General features: G+C 62.6%; 13 protein-coding genes. 7 read left to right on the top strand and 6 right to left on the bottom strand.

Features of this window, described 5'->3' with window-relative positions; genetic code table 11:
• Positions 1-53: 53 nt before the first annotated feature.
• Positions 54-1,022: a Bug family tripartite tricarboxylate transporter substrate binding protein gene (locus HOP53_RS02325; RefSeq protein WP_234268514.1), complete on the bottom strand. Its 969-nt coding sequence runs from the start codon at positions 1,020-1,022 to the stop codon at positions 54-56.
• A 168-nt stretch (positions 1,023-1,190) separates the two neighbouring features.
• A complete protein-coding gene (locus tag HOP53_RS02320; RefSeq protein ID WP_086510408.1) occupies positions 1,191-2,144 on the bottom strand; it encodes a LysR family transcriptional regulator in 954 nt (317 codons plus the stop codon).
• A 134-nt stretch (positions 2,145-2,278) separates the two neighbouring features.
• Here HOP53_RS02320 and HOP53_RS02315 point away from each other — a divergent pair, with 134 nt between their 5' ends.
• The 7 genes from HOP53_RS02315 (at position 2,279) to HOP53_RS02285 (ending at position 11,362) form a co-directional block, all read left to right on the top strand.
• Positions 2,279-3,220 carry a sodium-dependent bicarbonate transport family permease gene (locus HOP53_RS02315; protein WP_086510407.1) on the top strand — a complete coding sequence of 314 codons (942 nt, stop codon included), beginning with the start codon at positions 2,279-2,281 and terminating at the stop codon, positions 3,218-3,220.
• 276 nt (positions 3,221-3,496) lie between these two features.
• Complete coding sequence (locus HOP53_RS02310; RefSeq protein ID WP_234268513.1) at positions 3,497-4,666, top strand: isovaleryl-CoA dehydrogenase; 1,170 nt, start codon at positions 3,497-3,499, stop codon at positions 4,664-4,666.
• 11 nt (positions 4,667-4,677) lie between these two features.
• Entirely contained in the window at positions 4,678-6,285 is a 1,608-nt protein-coding gene (locus HOP53_RS02305) for a carboxyl transferase domain-containing protein (protein WP_234246970.1), read from the top strand.
• 145 nt (positions 6,286-6,430) lie between these two features.
• Positions 6,431-7,264 (top strand): enoyl-CoA hydratase-related protein, encoded by an 834-nt coding sequence (locus HOP53_RS02300; RefSeq protein WP_234268512.1) that lies wholly within the window; start codon positions 6,431-6,433, stop codon positions 7,262-7,264.
• On the top strand, positions 7,261-9,306 hold the full coding sequence (locus HOP53_RS02295; protein WP_234268511.1) for an acetyl/propionyl/methylcrotonyl-CoA carboxylase subunit alpha: 2,046 nt from the start codon (positions 7,261-7,263) through the stop codon (positions 9,304-9,306). Before HOP53_RS02300 ends, HOP53_RS02295 begins: the two co-directional genes overlap by 4 nt.
• Before the next feature lie 179 nt (positions 9,307-9,485).
• Positions 9,486-10,385: a hydroxymethylglutaryl-CoA lyase gene (locus tag HOP53_RS02290; protein WP_234268510.1), complete on the top strand. Its 900-nt coding sequence runs from the start codon at positions 9,486-9,488 to the stop codon at positions 10,383-10,385.
• 152 nt (positions 10,386-10,537) lie between these two features.
• Positions 10,538-11,362, top strand: coding sequence for a class I SAM-dependent methyltransferase (locus HOP53_RS02285; protein ID WP_234268509.1), 825 nt, complete (start codon positions 10,538-10,540; stop codon positions 11,360-11,362).
• Positions 11,363-11,509: 147 nt separating this feature from the next.
• Here HOP53_RS02285 and HOP53_RS02280 read toward each other — a convergent pair whose 3' ends face one another.
• From HOP53_RS02280 to HOP53_RS02265, 4 genes are all read right to left on the bottom strand, one after another.
• Complete coding sequence (locus HOP53_RS02280; RefSeq protein WP_234268508.1) at positions 11,510-12,580, bottom strand: hypothetical protein; 1,071 nt, start codon at positions 12,578-12,580, stop codon at positions 11,510-11,512.
• Positions 12,577-13,635 carry a hypothetical protein gene (locus HOP53_RS02275; protein WP_234268507.1) on the bottom strand — a complete coding sequence of 353 codons (1,059 nt, stop codon included), beginning with the start codon at positions 13,633-13,635 and terminating at the stop codon, positions 12,577-12,579. Before HOP53_RS02275 ends, HOP53_RS02280 begins: the two co-directional genes overlap by 4 nt.
• On the bottom strand, positions 13,632-14,534 hold the full coding sequence (locus tag HOP53_RS02270) for a hypothetical protein (protein ID WP_234268506.1): 903 nt from the start codon (positions 14,532-14,534) through the stop codon (positions 13,632-13,634). The genes HOP53_RS02275 and HOP53_RS02270 overlap by 4 nt, the downstream gene beginning before the upstream one ends.
• A gap of 88 nt (positions 14,535-14,622) precedes the next feature.
• On the bottom strand, positions 14,623-15,822 hold the full coding sequence (locus HOP53_RS02265) for a WD40/YVTN/BNR-like repeat-containing protein (RefSeq protein ID WP_234268505.1): 1,200 nt from the start codon (positions 15,820-15,822) through the stop codon (positions 14,623-14,625).
• Positions 15,823-15,875 lie beyond the last annotated feature (53 nt).

Raw genomic sequence — 15,875 nt, 5'->3', positions numbered from 1 at the left:
GACTCCAGGCAGCCCCGACCATGGCTGGCCGGGGCCGCGTCATGCGGCAGGGATCACTTCAGCAGGTGAGCGTACTTCTCGAACACTTCGTAGTTGGCCTGCATCAGCTCGTTGGCGCGCTCGGGGCCGATCCAGACGCCACCGATGTCGTTGGCGGAGAGATGATCCTGGACATCCTTGCGCGCCAGGGTGTTCTGGATCGCCTCGGAGAGCGCCTCGAAGCGCTCGGGATACTGGCGCTCCATTTCGCTGCTGACGGCGAAGCCGCGCATCGAGCCCTGGAGCACCGGTACTTCGAGACCCATCGGCTCGAGCGCCTCGTTGATGGGCGGAGCGTCCCACTGGTCGATGCGCTCGTCGTTGACGACGGCCAGCGGCGTGAGGAACTCACGGATGCCCTCGCTGCCCTCGGCGCTGATCGAGGTGAAGTGCACCTGGCCACCGGCCACCGCGGAACGCGCCTCGCCGCCGCTGTTGTAGGTCACCAGATTTAGGTTGTCCTGGGGAATGCCAGCCTCATCGAGCAGCAGCCGAACCATCAAGTGGCCCGCCGAGCCCTGCACTACCGAGCCACGCACCTGGCCGGGGTTGTCGCGGATTTCCTCCAGCAGCGAAGGCAGGTCCTCGAAGCCGCTGTCCTTGTTGGCGGCTATCAGGTCGAGATCGAACCACTGGAAGTTGACGAACGAGAAGTCGTCGATGGCGTAGGACGCCCCACCGGTCAGGATGGTGTTGGTCAGGTACGGCGCAAAGGTGGAAGCGTAAACGGTGTAGCCGTCGTCCGGCCGCGACAGAATGTAGTTGGCGGAAACCTGGGTGCCTGCTCCCGGGCGGTTGGTCACGCGCACGGGCGTCTCGAGTTCTTCGGACAGGAAGTTGGACATGGCGCGCGCCATGCGGTCGGCGCTGCCGCCGGTACCGAAGCCCACCACCATATCGACGGGGCGATCAGGGTAATCGTCCGCCGCGACGGGCGCTGTCATCGTGAGTGAAGCCAGCACGGCTGCCAGAGTGCCGGTCATGAGCATCTTCCGACCGGTCTGTGAAATTCCTTCGAACATGGCGTGTACACCCTCATTGTTGGTTTATTGCGGAGCCTCGCCCCGGCAGTGCCCACTCTAGAGGGCCAACCTGTCACCAACCTTGCATGGCAACCATACTCGACCAATGTCTAATCCTCTTATCACACACTACTGATCGAGATCCGCCAGTAGCCTTGCCAGCTCATTGGCAAGGAAACGCGGTTGCACGCACTCGCCGAGATGTCCCGAGGCGAAGCGCAGAAAGCCTTGGGCGGCGTGAGGCAAGCGGCGGTCGCGGCGTACGATGAACTGCCAGTGGCTCTCGATGGGGAAATCGGTGACCGGCAGGATGGCGATATCCGGGTGCTCTGGCGGCAGCACGTGCTCGGAGAGCACGGCCAGACCCATGCCGGCGGCCACGCCCACGCGAATCGCCTCGTTACTGGCCATCTGCAGGGTCGGCCCCAGCGACAGGCCGTGCTCCTGCAACCAGCTCTCGAACATCATGCGCGTGGCCGAGCCAGGCTCGCGCAGCAGGAAGCGCTCCCCCAGCAGCTCGTTCATGGCGATTGCCTCACGCTTGGCCAGGGGGTGCCCCTGAGGGGCCACTACCACCAGCGGGTTGCGCAAAAAGCGGCCGGCCAGGGCATGCACCAGGGAGGGCGGATGGCTGAACACATAAAGGTCGTCGTCCTGACGCTCGAAGCGCGTGAGCATCTGGCGGCGGTTGCCGATGTGCAGCGTCACGTCGACGTCGGGAAATGCCTGGCTGTAGGGACCGAGCAAACGTGGCAGCACGTACTGGGCGGTGTTGACCAGGGCGATGCTGAAGCGCCCCCGTTCACCGCCTCGCAATGCCTCGAGGTAGTCCCGGTAATCGTCGAAGCGGCCCAGTACCTCACGACTGGCACGGTAGAGCTCCCGCCCTGCCTCGGTGGGCAGCAAGCGCCCGCGACGCATATGCAGCAGCGGCTCACCCACCGCTTCGCTCAAGCGCTTGAGCTGCTGCGAGACGGTAGGCTGGGTCAGGTGGAGCTGGCGCGCCGCCTCGCTGACCGAGCCGCTTCGTACCACCACGACATAGACCTGAAGCAGGCGGAAAGTAAGGTGACGAACGTTCATGGCGCGACCCCGCAGCGCGTCATATAGATAATCACCTATAGTAATCTCATCGAGATTCTATTGGAATCAATATCAGGCGCTGCGCACAATCCGCGACTACTCTGCCATTTGCGGTTACAGAAGAAGAGAGAGATATGCCTGACATTGTCGTCATGTTCTTCCTGCTCGGCCTGCTCGCCGGGGTGGTCAAGTCGGACCTCAACATCCCCAAGGCCGCCTATGACACGCTGAGCCTGCTGCTGATGCTGACCATCGGCCTCAAGGGCGGCATGGCACTGTACGGTAACCTGCGCTGGTCGCTGATCCCCGAACTGCTCTCCGTCGCCGCCCTCGGCGCGCTGATTCCGCTGGCGCTGATGCCCATCCTGCGCCGCTTCGCACGTCTCTCTCCCGCCGACAGCGCCAGTATCGCCGCCCACTACGGTTCGGTAAGTGCCGGTACCTTCGCCGTGGCACTGGCCTTTGCCGAAAGCCGCGCCCTGCCCATCGGCGCCGAGGTCACCCTCTACCTGGTGATGATGGAGCTGCCGGCGATCATGGTGGCCATTGCACTTTACCGGCGCCATGCCGGCAAGGAAGCCAGCGAGGCGTTCCAGGGCATCTGGCACGAGACCCTGACCAACCGTGGCGTCATCCTGCTGGCAGGCGGCGCGGTGATCGGCGCCATGTACGGCCCGCGCGAAGGTGCGGCCGTGACCGAACTGTTCATGGGCGCCTTCCATGCCGTGCTCGCCCTGTTCCTGCTGCAGATGGGCCTCACCGCGGCGGAAACCCTGCGACCCATTCCCTGGTACCACTGGCGCCTGCTCACCTTCGCCCTGGTGGCCCCGTTCTTCCTGGCCATGGCCGGCCTTGCTGTCGGCCTGATGCTGGGCCTGCCCATGGGCTCGCTGATGATTCTCACGGCACTGGCCGCCAGCGCCTCGTACATTGCCGCCCCGGCGGCCATGCGAACGGCAATACCTCAGGCCAACATCGGCCTGGCCATGCTCGCAGCGCTCGGTTTCACCTTCCCGCTCAACGTGATCGTGGGTATCCCCATCTACTATCAGTTGGCCATGTGGCTGGGTAACTGAGTCGTCCCTCACTCTCTACGCCACCGGCAACCCCGGTGGCGTTCGCTTTTTTCTCTCTACCCTCTTCTTTCCTTGTCCCTGCCTCTTCGACATTCGTAGAACGCCCCAAGGCTGCACTTTACGTTAACGTAAACCTCGCCTAGTCTAGTAACATTCGTGAATAGCCATGCGAGCTGCGCCTGCGCGGTTCGTGCAACCTGACAGCTTCGCACCTGACGCACAGCTGCGCTAGCGACAGAAACACCAGCGACGACACAACCATCAGGGAGTTCCGCCATGCTGACCGCCTACAAGCCCCTCGACTTCGGCCTCGACGACGAACTCAACATGCTGCGCGATCAGGTGAACGCCTTCGCCCGCGACGAGATCGCCCCGCGCGCCGCCGAGATCGACGAGAAGAACGAGTTCCCCAATGACCTGTGGCAGAAGTTCGGCGACATGGGCCTGCTCGGCATCACCGTGCCGGAAGAGGACGGCGGCACCGGCATGGGCTACCTGGCGCACTGCATCGCCATGGAAGAGATCTCCCGGGCCAGCGCCTCGGTGGGTCTCTCCTACGGCGCGCATTCCAACCTGTGCGTGAACCAGCTCAAGATCAACGCCAATGCCGAGCAGAAGGCCAAGTACCTGCCCAAGCTGATCAGCGGCGAGCACATCGGCGCGCTGGCCATGTCCGAGCCGGGCGCCGGTTCCGACGTGGTCTCCATGAAGCTGCGCGCCCGCCAGGAGGGTGACAAGTACATCCTCAACGGCAACAAGATGTGGATCACCAACGGCCCCGATGCCGACGTGCTGGTGGTCTACGCCAAGACCGACCCGGACGCCGGCTCCAAGGGCATCACCGCCTTCATCATCGAGAAAGGCATGCCCGGCTTCTCCACCGCACAGAAGCTCGACAAGCTGGGCATGCGCGGCTCCAACACCTGCGAGCTGGTGTTCCAGGACTGCGAGGTGCCGGCCGAGAACGTGCTGGGCGATGAGGGCAAGGGCGTGCGCGTACTGATGAGCGGCCTGGACTACGAGCGCACCGTGCTCGCAGCCGGCCCCATCGGCATCATGCAGGCGGCCATGGACGTCGTCGTGCCCTACGTTCACGAGCGCAAGCAGTTCAACCAGTCCATCGGCGAGTTCCAGCTGGTACAGGGCAAGATCGCCGACATGTACACCACGCTGAATGCCTGCCGCGCCTACCTCTACGCGGTGGCGGCGGCCTGCGATCGCGGCCAGACTTCCCGCAAGGACGCCGCCGGCGTGATCCTCTACTGCGCGGAAAAGGCCACCCAGGTGGCGCTGGACGCCATCCAGCTGCTCGGCGGCAACGGCTACATCAACGAGTACCCCACCGGGCGCCTGCTGCGCGACGCCAAGCTCTACGAAATCGGCGCCGGCACCAGCGAGATTCGCCGCATGCTGATCGGCCGTGAGTTGTTCAACGAATCCAAGTAAGGGGAGCCCCGATGGCGATTCTGAATACCCAGGTCAATCCGCGCAGCGACGGCTTCCAGGCCAACGACAAGGCCATGCGCCACGAGGTGATGAAGCTGCGCGAGCTGACCGCGGCGATCAGCCAGGGCGGCGGCGAGAAAGCCCGCGCCCGCCACGAGAGCCGCGGCAAGCTGTTCGTGCGCGACCGCATCGACCACCTGATCGACGAGGGCTCACCTTTCCTCGAGTTCTCGGCGCTGGCCGCCCATGAGGTCTACGAGAGCGACGTGCCCGCCGCCGGCGTGGTCACCGGCATCGGCCGCGTCTCGGGCGTCGAGTGCGTCATCGTCGCCAACGACGCCACCGTCAAGGGCGGCACCTACTACCCGCTGACGGTGAAGAAGCACATCCGCGCCCAGGAGATCGCCCGCAAGCACCGCCTGCCCTGCATCTACCTGGTCGACTCCGGCGGCGCCTTCCTGCCCCGCCAGGACGAGGTGTTCCCCGACCGCGACCATTTCGGGCGTATCTTCTACAACCAGGCCACCCTCTCCGCCGAAGGCATCCCGCAGATCGCCGTGGTGATGGGCTCCTGCACCGCCGGCGGCGCCTACGTACCGGCCATGGCCGACGAGTCGATCATCGTCAAGCAGCAGGGCACCATCTTCCTCGGCGGCCCGCCGCTGGTGAAGGCCGCCACCGGCGAGACCATCAGCGCCGAGGACCTGGGCGGCGCCGACGTGCACGCCAAGAAGAGCGGCGTGGCCGACCACTACGCCGAGAACGACGCCCACGCCCTGCAGCTCGCCCGCGCCTGCGTGTCGCGGCTGAACTGGCAGAAGCGCGGCCAGCTCAAGATGCAGGCGCCCAAGCCCCCGCGGCTGGACCCCAGCGAGATCTACGGCATCGTCGGCACCGACCTCAAGAAGCCGTTCGACGTGCGCGAGGTGATCGGCCGCATCGTCGACGACTCCGACTTCGACGAGTTCAAGCGCTACTACGGCGACACCCTGGTCACCGGCTTCGCCCATATTCACGGCTACCCGGTGGGCATCGTCGCCAACAATGGCGTGCTGTTCTCCGAATCCGCCGTGAAAGGTGCCCACTTCATCGAGCTGTGCGCCCAGCGCAAGATCCCGCTGGTGTTCCTGCAGAACATCACCGGCTTCATGGTCGGCTCCAAGTACGAGCACGAAGGTATCGCCAAGCACGGCGCCAAGCTCGTCACCGCCGTGGCCTGCGCCAAGGTACCCAAGTTCACCGTACTGATCGGCGGCAGCTTCGGCGCCGGCAACTACGGCATGTGCGGCCGCGCCTACGACCCCAACCTGCTGTTCATGTGGCCCAACGCGCGTATCTCGGTGATGGGTGGCGAACAAGCCGCCGGCGTGCTGGCCCAGGTCAAGCGCGAGCAGTACGAGCGTGAAGGCCGCGAGTGGAGCGCGGAAGAGGAAGAGGCCTTCAAGCAGCCCACCCGCGAACAGTACGAGCGCCAGGGCCACCCCTACTACGCCAGCGCCCGCCTGTGGGACGACGGCGTGATCGACCCGGCCCAGACCCGCGACGTGCTGGGACTCTCGCTCGCCGCGGCGATGAACGCGGAGGTTCAGGACACCCGGTTCGGCGTATTCCGGATGTGAGTCGTAAAGTGTCTGCGCTCGCCCATACTGCGTTAAAAAACGGCTCAAGATGCTCATTTAGGGCTCCTAAACTCCGCTCTTTCGCCGTTTTTTGCCTTGTCTGGCCTTCGCTCGAATACTTTACGAGATTTGGGAGCCACGAAAAATGACTGATACAGATAGCTTTTCTCAGCTAAGCATCGACGAGCGCGGCGTCGCCCGGCTGACGCTGAACCGCCCCGACGTGCACAACGCCTTCGACGACAGCCTGATCGCCGAGCTCAACGAGCACCTCGCCAAGCTCCACGACGCCGCCCGCCACGGCGAGGTACGCGTGGTGGTGCTGGGCTCCGAAGGCAAGAGCTTTTCCGCCGGGGCCGATCTCGGCTGGATGAAACGCATGGTGGAGTACGACTTCGAGGGCAACCTGGCCGATTCGCGCAAGCTCTCGCAGCTGATGCACGGGCTGGACACCCTGCCCTGTCCTACCGTGTGCCGCGTGCAGGGTGCCGCCTTCGGCGGTGCCGTGGGCCTGGCCGCCTGCTGCGATATCGTGATCGCATCAGAGAAGGCCAAGTTCTGCCTCTCCGAGGTCAAGATCGGCCTCTCCCCGGCGGTAATCAGCCCCTACGTGCAGCGCGCCCTGGGCTCGCGCCAGATGCGCCGCTACGCGCTCACCGCCGAGGTGATCGACGCCGACAAAGCGCTGGAGCTGGGCCTGGCCCACCAGATCGTCGGCCACGACCACATCGACGAGGCGGTCGAAGCGATGATCTCCACCCTGCTGGCCGGCTCGCCCCAGGCCCAGCGCGCCACCAAGGCGCTAATGGCCGAAGTGGCCCGTGACTCCGACAGCAAGGCCACCCGTGAGCACACCTGCCGCGTGATCAGCGAGCTGCGCGTGAGCGCCGAAGGTCAGGAAGGCCTGACCAGCTTCTTCGAGAAGCGACGCCCCGCCTGGGCCGACGACAACACGAATTCCTCGGAGCGCCGCTCATGAGCCAGACCGATTCCCGCACCACGCCCTTCGACACCCTGCTGGTCGCCAACCGTGGCGAGATCGCCTGCCGCGTGATGCGCACCGCCCGCGCCATGGGCCTGCGCACCGTGGCCGTGTACTCTGATGCCGACGCCAACGCCCGCCACGTGCGCGAGGCCGACGAGGCCGTGCGTCTGGGCCCTGCCGCCGCCCGCGAGAGCTACCTCAAGGTGGAAGCGGTAGTCGAGGCCGCCAAGCGCACCGGCGCCGGCGCCATTCACCCCGGCTACGGCTTCCTCTCCGAGAACGGCGCCTTCGTTCAAGCGCTGGACGCCGCCGGCATCACCTTCGTCGGCCCGCCCGCCTCGGCGATTGCCGCCATGGGCGACAAGTCCGCGGCCAAGGCGCGCATGGCCAACGCCGGCGTGCCGCTGGTGCCGGGCTACCACGGCGACGACCAGGACGACGCCCTGCTCAAGTCCGAAGCCGACAAGATCGGCTACCCGGTGCTGCTCAAGGCCAGCGCTGGCGGCGGCGGCAAGGGCATGCGAGTGGTCGAAGCCCCCGAGCAGTTCCAGGCTGCGCTGGACGGCTGCCGTCGCGAATCCCAGGCTGCCTTCGGCGACACCCGCATGCTGATCGAGAAGTACCTGACCCAGCCGCGTCACGTCGAGGTTCAGGTGTTCTGCGACAGCCACGGCAACGGCGTCTACCTGTTCGAGCGCGACTGCTCCGTGCAGCGCCGCCACCAGAAGGTACTCGAAGAAGCCCCCGCCCCCGGCATGACCGCCGAACTGCGCCGCGAGATGGGCGAAGCCGCCGTACGCGCCGCCAAGGAGATCGGCTACGTCGGCGCCGGCACCGTCGAGTTCCTGCTCGACAAAGACGGCTCCTTCTACTTCATGGAGATGAATACCCGCCTGCAGGTGGAGCACCCCGTCACCGAGATGATCACCGGCCAGGACCTGGTCGAGTGGCAGCTGCGCGTGGCCATGGGCGAAACTCTTCCGCTCCAGCAGGAGGAGCTGACCATCACCGGTCACAGCTTCGAGGCGCGCCTCTACGCCGAAGACCCGGAGCAGGACTTCCTGCCCGCCACCGGCAGGCTCGAACGCTTCGCCATGGACCTGAACGGCGCCGGACTCGACCCGCGCCAGGTGCGCCTAGATAGCGGCGTGGAAACCGGCGACGTGGTCTCCATGCACTACGACCCCATGCTCGCCAAGCTGATCGTCCACGGCGACGACCGCGACCAGGCCCTCTCCACCCTCAACCGCGCGCTGGCGGCACTCGACGTGCAGGGCGTGGTAACCAACCGCGCCTTCCTGCAGCGGCTGGCCACCCATCTCGCGTTCCGCAACGCGGAGCTGGATACCCGCTTCATCGAGAAGAACGAGGCCACCCTCTTTGCTCCCAAGCAGTACAACATCGAAGAGTACGCCGGCGCCGCGCTGATCGGCCTCAACCAGCTCGCCCGTGAGTGCGAGAGCGACTCGCCGTGGGACCGCCACGACGGCTTCCGCCTCAACGCCCCGCACACCATCCGCATCTCGCTGTGCGACCCGTCCATAGCTCAGGTGCATGACGCCGAAGGCGTGGTCGTGGTGGAAGGCACCCGTGCCAGCGGTGCGGACCCGTGGGACCTGACCATCGGCGGCGAGACCCTCACCGCCCGCCTGCAGCATCTGGAAGGCGACGCCGTGGCCGTCACCCTCAACGGGCACCGCCGCCGCCTGCAGGCGCGTCGCGACGGTAACGTCGTCGTGATGGTCGACCCGCGCGGCGAAACCCGCCTGTTCTGGCGCCGCATCGACGCCATCGACCACGGCCACCACGAAGCCGAATCGACCCTCACCGCGCCGATGCACGGCACCGTGGTCGCGCTGCTGGTGGAAGCCGGTCAGAAGGTGGAGAAAGGCATGCCGCTGATGGTCATGGAAGCCATGAAGATGGAACACACCATGACCGCCCCCGCCGACGGCCACGTGGAGAGCTTCCACTTCAACGCCGGCGATACGGTGGGCCAGGGAGACGTGCTGCTCGAGTTTGCTCCCGCCGAGTAAACTGGAAACGAAGTGAGAGAGCCAAGCTAAGCGGCGCCGGGGACAGGGCGAAGCGGAGGTCATTTGCCATGGATGGCAAATGTAGCGTCCAGGGAAGGATTTACAGCGCCTCCGCATAGCCCTGTCGACGGATCAGCCGCGAATCATGACCATGGCCGTGAACAGGAAGGAGTTTACAAATGGCATTCCCCAAGCGCGTGCGCCTGGTCGAGGTCGGCCCCCGCGATGGGCTGCAGAACGAGCCCAACCCGATCGACACGGCCACCAAGCTAGAACTGATCGACCGCCTGGGCGCTGCCGGCATCGGCTACATCGAAGCGGCCAGCTTCGTCTCGCCCAAGTGGGTGCCGCAGATGGCCGACCATCGTGAAGTGATGACCGGTCTCACGCGTCGCCAAGGCGTGACCTACGCCGCCCTCACCCCCAACCTCAAGGGGCTGGAAGCGGCGCTGGAGTGCGGCGTGGAAGAAGTGGCGGTATTCGGCGCGGCCAGTGAAGCCTTCTCGCAGAAGAACATCAACTGCTCCGTCGCCGAATCGCTGGAGCGCTTCGCCCCCGTGCTGGAGCGAGCCAGAGAGGCCAACGTGCGCGTGCGCGGCTACGTCTCCTGCGTGCTCGGCTGCCCCTACGAAGGCGAGATCGCCCCGGCCAAGGTGGCCGAGGTGAGCAAGGCGCTGTTCGATATGGGCTGCTACGAAGTCTCGCTCGGCGACACCATCGGCGTCGGCACCCCGCTCGCCGCCAAGCGCATGATCGAAGCCGTGAGCCGCGACATCCCCATGGACAAGCTCGCCGCCCACTTCCACGACACCTACGGCCAGGCGCTGGCCAACCTCTACGCCGTGCTGGAAGAAGGCATCAGCGTGGTGGACAGCTCTGTCGCCGGCCTCGGCGGCTGCCCCTACGCCAAAGGTGCCTCCGGCAACGTGGCCAGTGAAGACGTCGTCTACCTGCTCAACGGCCTGGGTATCGAAACCGGCATCGACCTCAACAAGCTCGCCGAAACCGGCACCTGGATCACCCAAACCATCGGCCGGCCGAACCGCTCCAAGGTGGGCGTGGCGCTGGCGGCGAAGTAAGCAGACAGCAGAAACGGAAAACCCCTGAGCCAAGTGGTTGGCTCAGGGGTTTTGAATTATTACGCCATGTTTTGCTGTGGCGGCATCTACACTGGATAGGGCATTCCGAACCCACAATGACAATGCATGGGCAATCCATGCGAGGGGGCCATATGGCCGGCAATGCTCCTGATATCCAGACTATCAAGGAAAGCATGCGCAAGACTTGGATGGCCGGTGATTTCAGTGAAATCGCTAAATTCATCCAGCACCATGCCGACGACTTCATTTCCGCTTTGGACATCAAGCCCGGCATCCGACTGCTCGATGTCGCCTGCGGTACAGGGAACCTGGCGATTCCAGCGGCCCGTGCTGGCGCATCGGTCACGGGAATCGATATCGCAGATAATCTGATCGAACAGGCCCGTACTCGAGCGCGCACCGAAGGCCTGGACATTCACTTCGAGGTTGACGATGCCGAGAGTCTCGCGCAACCCGATGCTGCGTTCGACGTTGTGGTGAGCATGTATGGAGCCATGTTCGCTCCGCGACCCGAGCGTGCGGCCGCTGAAATGGTGCGGGTATGCCGCCCCGGCGGTACCATCGCTATGGCCAACTGGATGCCGGAGACCTTCATCGGTGATATGTTCAAGCTCGTCGGCCATTACGCCCCGCCACCGGAAGGGGTGCCATCGCCCGCACTCTGGGGAGACCCCGCCACGGTACACCAGCGCCTGCGTGAGGGCATCAGCGAGCTGAACACCAAACCGGTTACTGTCATCTTCCAGTATCCGTTTTCAGTTCCCGAAGTGGTGGAGTTCCACAGAATCTTCTTCGGCCCAATCGAACGCGCCTGGGCCAGGCTCGAAGATGACGAGCGTGAGTCACTGCGTCGCGATCTCGAGGCTCACTGGAACCGTAGTAACGAGGCCACCGACGGCAGTACCCGCGTCAAGGCACAGTATCTGCTGGTGGTAGCTACCCGGACAGCGTCCTGACACGTTGCCGCTAAAGGGACAAGCCTTCGTCAGGGAGGATGAAGGTAGGTCCCATTACGGCTGGGATCCTTTAGTTCACCTGGCTTGCGCAGGCCTGGCCATCGGCACGGCAAGGACCAGGGCCATAATGGGAGGAGCTTGCCCCGATCATGCCACTGCGGCCTTCAGCTGTTCCTTGTAGGCCGCCATCTCCACCTTGCCTAGCTGCGGGGTTAGCTGGCAGCGCTGGCGGGACCAGGGGTAGTCGATCTGCGCCTTGAGGTGAGCGGCGCCCTCGCCTGCCTTCCAGGCCTCCAGATCCAGATCGCGCCAGTAGCGTGGATCACGCCCTGTTTGCCGGTCGTGCTCGGCGGTGGTGGGGTCGAGATGGCGGAAAGGCTCCAGGCGCGGCACGTCGGGCATGGGCTGGCTCACATCCATGTAGCGCTGCAACATATCCCACGTGGCGTGCACCTCATGCTTGTGATCGACGATGGCGCTGAGTGAGGTCTGGCTGAACTGCTTGCCGGTATAGCGATGCACGAACATCAGCCGATAGAAGATACCGCCACGCTGCACCACCCGCTCCACGTAGCCATCGAACTCGACGAAAGGTGCCTTCAGCGGCGGTTTCTTCTTGCCTTGGGCGAAGCTTACCATTCCGGTTTGGCGATTGAACTCACTGCATCGGTTTTCCATGTAACGATTAGCGCGATGGGCGATTATTTTACGGAAAGGCTTCAGGGAAGTGGCCCCCAAGCGAAAAATTCCACTCATAACGGACTGGCACGTATATGCGCCGATAACACAGGCAGCCAGAAACCCACCACCAGCAACCAAAACAAATACCAGTGTTGCAAGCGTAGGACTATTGTCATACATCAGGTCCATAAGAATGGATGCAGCAAAGTAAGGTATCGCTACCAAGAAGCAAAAATAAACAAAAGGAAATGCTACTAACAAAATAGCAAATCCCAACTGACTTTTCAGAAAGCGAATGCGCTGATGGTCCCACCACCAGTCATCCGTTTTGTAGAACGCCTTGTCCTGACGTTCCAGATGCTGAACGAGCTCCGCATCTTCACAGAGTTGCTGATAGGGATCGATGCCGGCGTAGTTGCCAAAGGGCAGCAGTTCCTCACCGATACGTTCGCGCTTCTTCGGTGCTGCCGGCATCGCAGCAATGGCACTTGCACGATAGGCACCGGGGCCATAGCAGAAGGAGCTGGCTTCCCTCATGCCATTGCAGCCTTCAGCTGTTCCTTGTAGGCCGACATCTCCACCTTGCCAAGCTGCGGGGTTAGCTGGCAGCGCTGGCGGGACCAGGGGTAGTCGATCTGCGCCTTGAGGTGAGCGGCGCCCTCGCCTGCTTTCCAGGCCTCCAGATCCAGATCGCGCCAGTAGCGTGGATTACGGCCGGTTTGCCGGTCGTGTTCGGCGGTGGTGGGGTCGAGATGACGGAAGGGCTCCAGGCGTGGCACGTCGGGCATGGGCTGGCTCACGTCCATGTAGCGTTGCAGCATGTCCCACGTGGCGTGCACCTCATGCTTGTGATCGACGATGGCGCTGAGTGAGGTCTGGCTGAACTGCTTGCCGGTATAGCGATGCACGAACATCAGCCGATAGAAGATACCGCCACGCTGCACCACACGCTCCACATAGCCATCGAACTCGACGAAAGGCGCCTTCAGAGGCGGCTTCTTCTTGCCTTGGGCGAAGCTCGCCATCCCGGTTTGTCGGTTGAACTCGCTACAACGGTTTTCCATGTATTCCCGGGCCTGACCGGCAATATATTTGTGTAGGGGTGTTGTGAGCCATATGGCACCACTCATAGTGAATCGAGTAATAAATGGCACCGCAACAAAAATCAAAACCATTCCCAAGGCAAAAAAAACCAACCCCGCCAATATTGAAAACCCACCGATCACAGGATCTAAAAGGAAAGTTACCTCAATACCCAAATAAACAACAAGAGCTAAAAGTGCAACAGCACAAATGTAAGGAACCATCAACAGGAGTGCTGTAACTCCCATCTTACTCTCTAGAAAACGAATCCGCTGATGGTCCCACCACCAATCATCCGTTTTGTAGAATGCCTTATCTTGATGATCCTGATGCTGAACGAACTCGACATCCTCGCAGAGCTGCTGATAGGGATCGATGCCGGCGTAGTCGCCAAAGGGCAGCAGCTCCTCACCAATACGCTCGCGCTTCTTCGGCGCTGCCGGCATCGCAGCAATAGCACTTGCTCGATAGGCACCGGGCCCATAGTGGGAGGAGCTTGCCTTTTTCATACCTGAAATTCCTTGATGTACCAATAACGAGGATCCTGTGAGCGCCCCGTAAAGGAGCTGATAAAATCGGCGATCGGGTTGTTGACCGTTCGGTACGACCGGGCCGGAAGCGCATCATGCTGCCCTTCCTCAAAGGGCTCATACTCCTTGAGCATCGGGGTAGGCAGCACCATTTCACCCAGCTCCCACTCGACTCTGGCCTGTAAGGCAACGCGTAGACGAGCCGTTGAGGTCACGCTGGTACCGACCATTTCGAAGCTCTCCTCAGCCATCTTGCGCTTGACAAGAAAGCGCACCGCACTTTGCTGCGGTAGCAACTGGCGCTTGCCGATTTCGAACGGCTCCGGCGTCCGGGTGATGTATGAGAGCTGCGAATAGGTGCCAAGCAGGGTGAAGGTTCCGGTATCGGTCTGCTCCAGCTCCTGCACCGCCAGGTTTAGAGTTTCTCCAATCTTGTAGCGACTGATCAGCGGCGTGCTGATGGTGACCACATAGTCGCGGCTGCTGGGGGTATCCGTCGTGGATTCCCAGACGCTTTCCAGCAGTGCCTGCCGTTCTTCGGCACCCAGGCTACCGTAGCGAGTCACCTCGATCTGGGCCGGACTCAACTGCGTCAACAGTTGGGGATAGTAGGCGGTATCATCGGCCGATGTCATCGTCCTAGCAGTATGGGTACCCAAGGGGCCCTGTTTGAGCAGTCGCTCGAAGGGAGTATCCTGGTTCATCACGGCGTAACTGGTACCACCGATGGCCAAGCCCAGACCCAGCAACGCCCAGCCCCAGCCCCAGCCGGGAATCATTATCAGCCCCGACATCAAGGGAGCGGCTAGGAATAGCGCCCCACCGGCGAGCAGGTCACCGTAGCGGCTGGCTTGCCACGCTACCGCCAGGGAAGACAAACAGATGCCTTCCCCGGCGATAAGGAGTGTGAATCAAACAGTATCAGTACTTTGAAGACAGCCATTGGGTGAGCCATCTTACGCTCATTCAGGGAATCTCTCGTTGATAAAGAGAATATCCCTCCACTCGCCAGCGGGTGCCGGTGTGCACGTCGTAATAGCCCCCCTGAGCACTGCGCCCCTCATCTTGAATTTTCCAGCTCCCTCCCCCGTCGTAACTAACTGCGACAACATCATTACCCAGCAGAGTGGATTCATTGACGCCGTCGAACAGAAGTCCACCGCTAGGGGTCAGATAAAGTGCGTAGCCTTTCAGCCCAGGTGGGAACTCGTGCAGTTTATGCAAGGTATCTCCATTCCAGCTCCATACGACGCTTGGTCGAGGCGCGTCTCGCTCCCCCGAGGGAAGCGAGAAGTAGGGAGCCCCCCGAGTAGCAAGCACGTAGACATTGCTTTCCGTATTGGCAGCGATATCCATTACGACATGGCCAGGGATAGTGAAGGCTTGCTTGAGAATGTCCTCTCCCCAAGACAGCGCATAGATGCGGCTGACGTCGGCGGCGTGGTCATAGAAAGCCATGCGCAGCACGTGGTCCTGGCCAAGCGCTACCAAGTCGAACTGCTGACGAGGGTTTTCCGGATTTCGGGAACCTTCGGGTACCGGCAGCTCATCCCAATGATCACCGCCATCTCTCGTGCGCCATACTCTGGGCCCCCAGCCGATCAGATAGCCGCGCTGAGCATCGATAAAGCGCAGGAAGGTAATGTTCTGGTCCTCAGGCCAGCGGAGCTTTTCCCATTCCTGCCCTTGGTCAGTGGACTTAAAAAGCTGAGTGAGCTCAGGACGGTAGCTTTGGCCAGGTGGTAATTCCGCAGCCCGATCTGACCAGCCTGTGGTCAGATAGAGGGTGCTCCAATCCGGCGCCAACCACCAATCGGCCCGCTGAGCGGGCTCCTCGAAGTGCCGAGAGATTTCGCCCTCCAGGTTGCCACCCAAGATACGCACCGAGCGTCGATTGGCCGTCTCCCCTGGGTCATACATCCACTGCTCAGTAAACTCAGCTCTGGTTGGATCACTGCGCTCCTCTCTGGGCTTTGTGGTTACCTCAGGGTTCGTCAGCTTCATCGACAACACCTGGGCTCCATCGATACGGAAGTCCCCCGGTCCATAGGGTTTGTCTTCCTTCATAAAATCGTTGCTTACTCTATCCCACATTCCGCTGCTGCCAACAACATAGCCAACAGCCAGAAGAGGCAACAACGAAATAACAACCCATCGCCGGGCCATTTCACACCCCTTGGTAGCAGTGTTGACGAGCCTTATCGCTGGACGTCATGAAG

This window comes from Billgrantia ethanolica (assembly GCF_021404305.1).
In the GTDB taxonomy this organism is placed as follows: Bacteria; Pseudomonadota; Gammaproteobacteria; order Pseudomonadales; family Halomonadaceae; genus Halomonas; species Halomonas ethanolica.
Note: the sequence above shows the minus strand (reverse complement) of the source record. Positions and strands in the feature narration are given on the sequence as shown.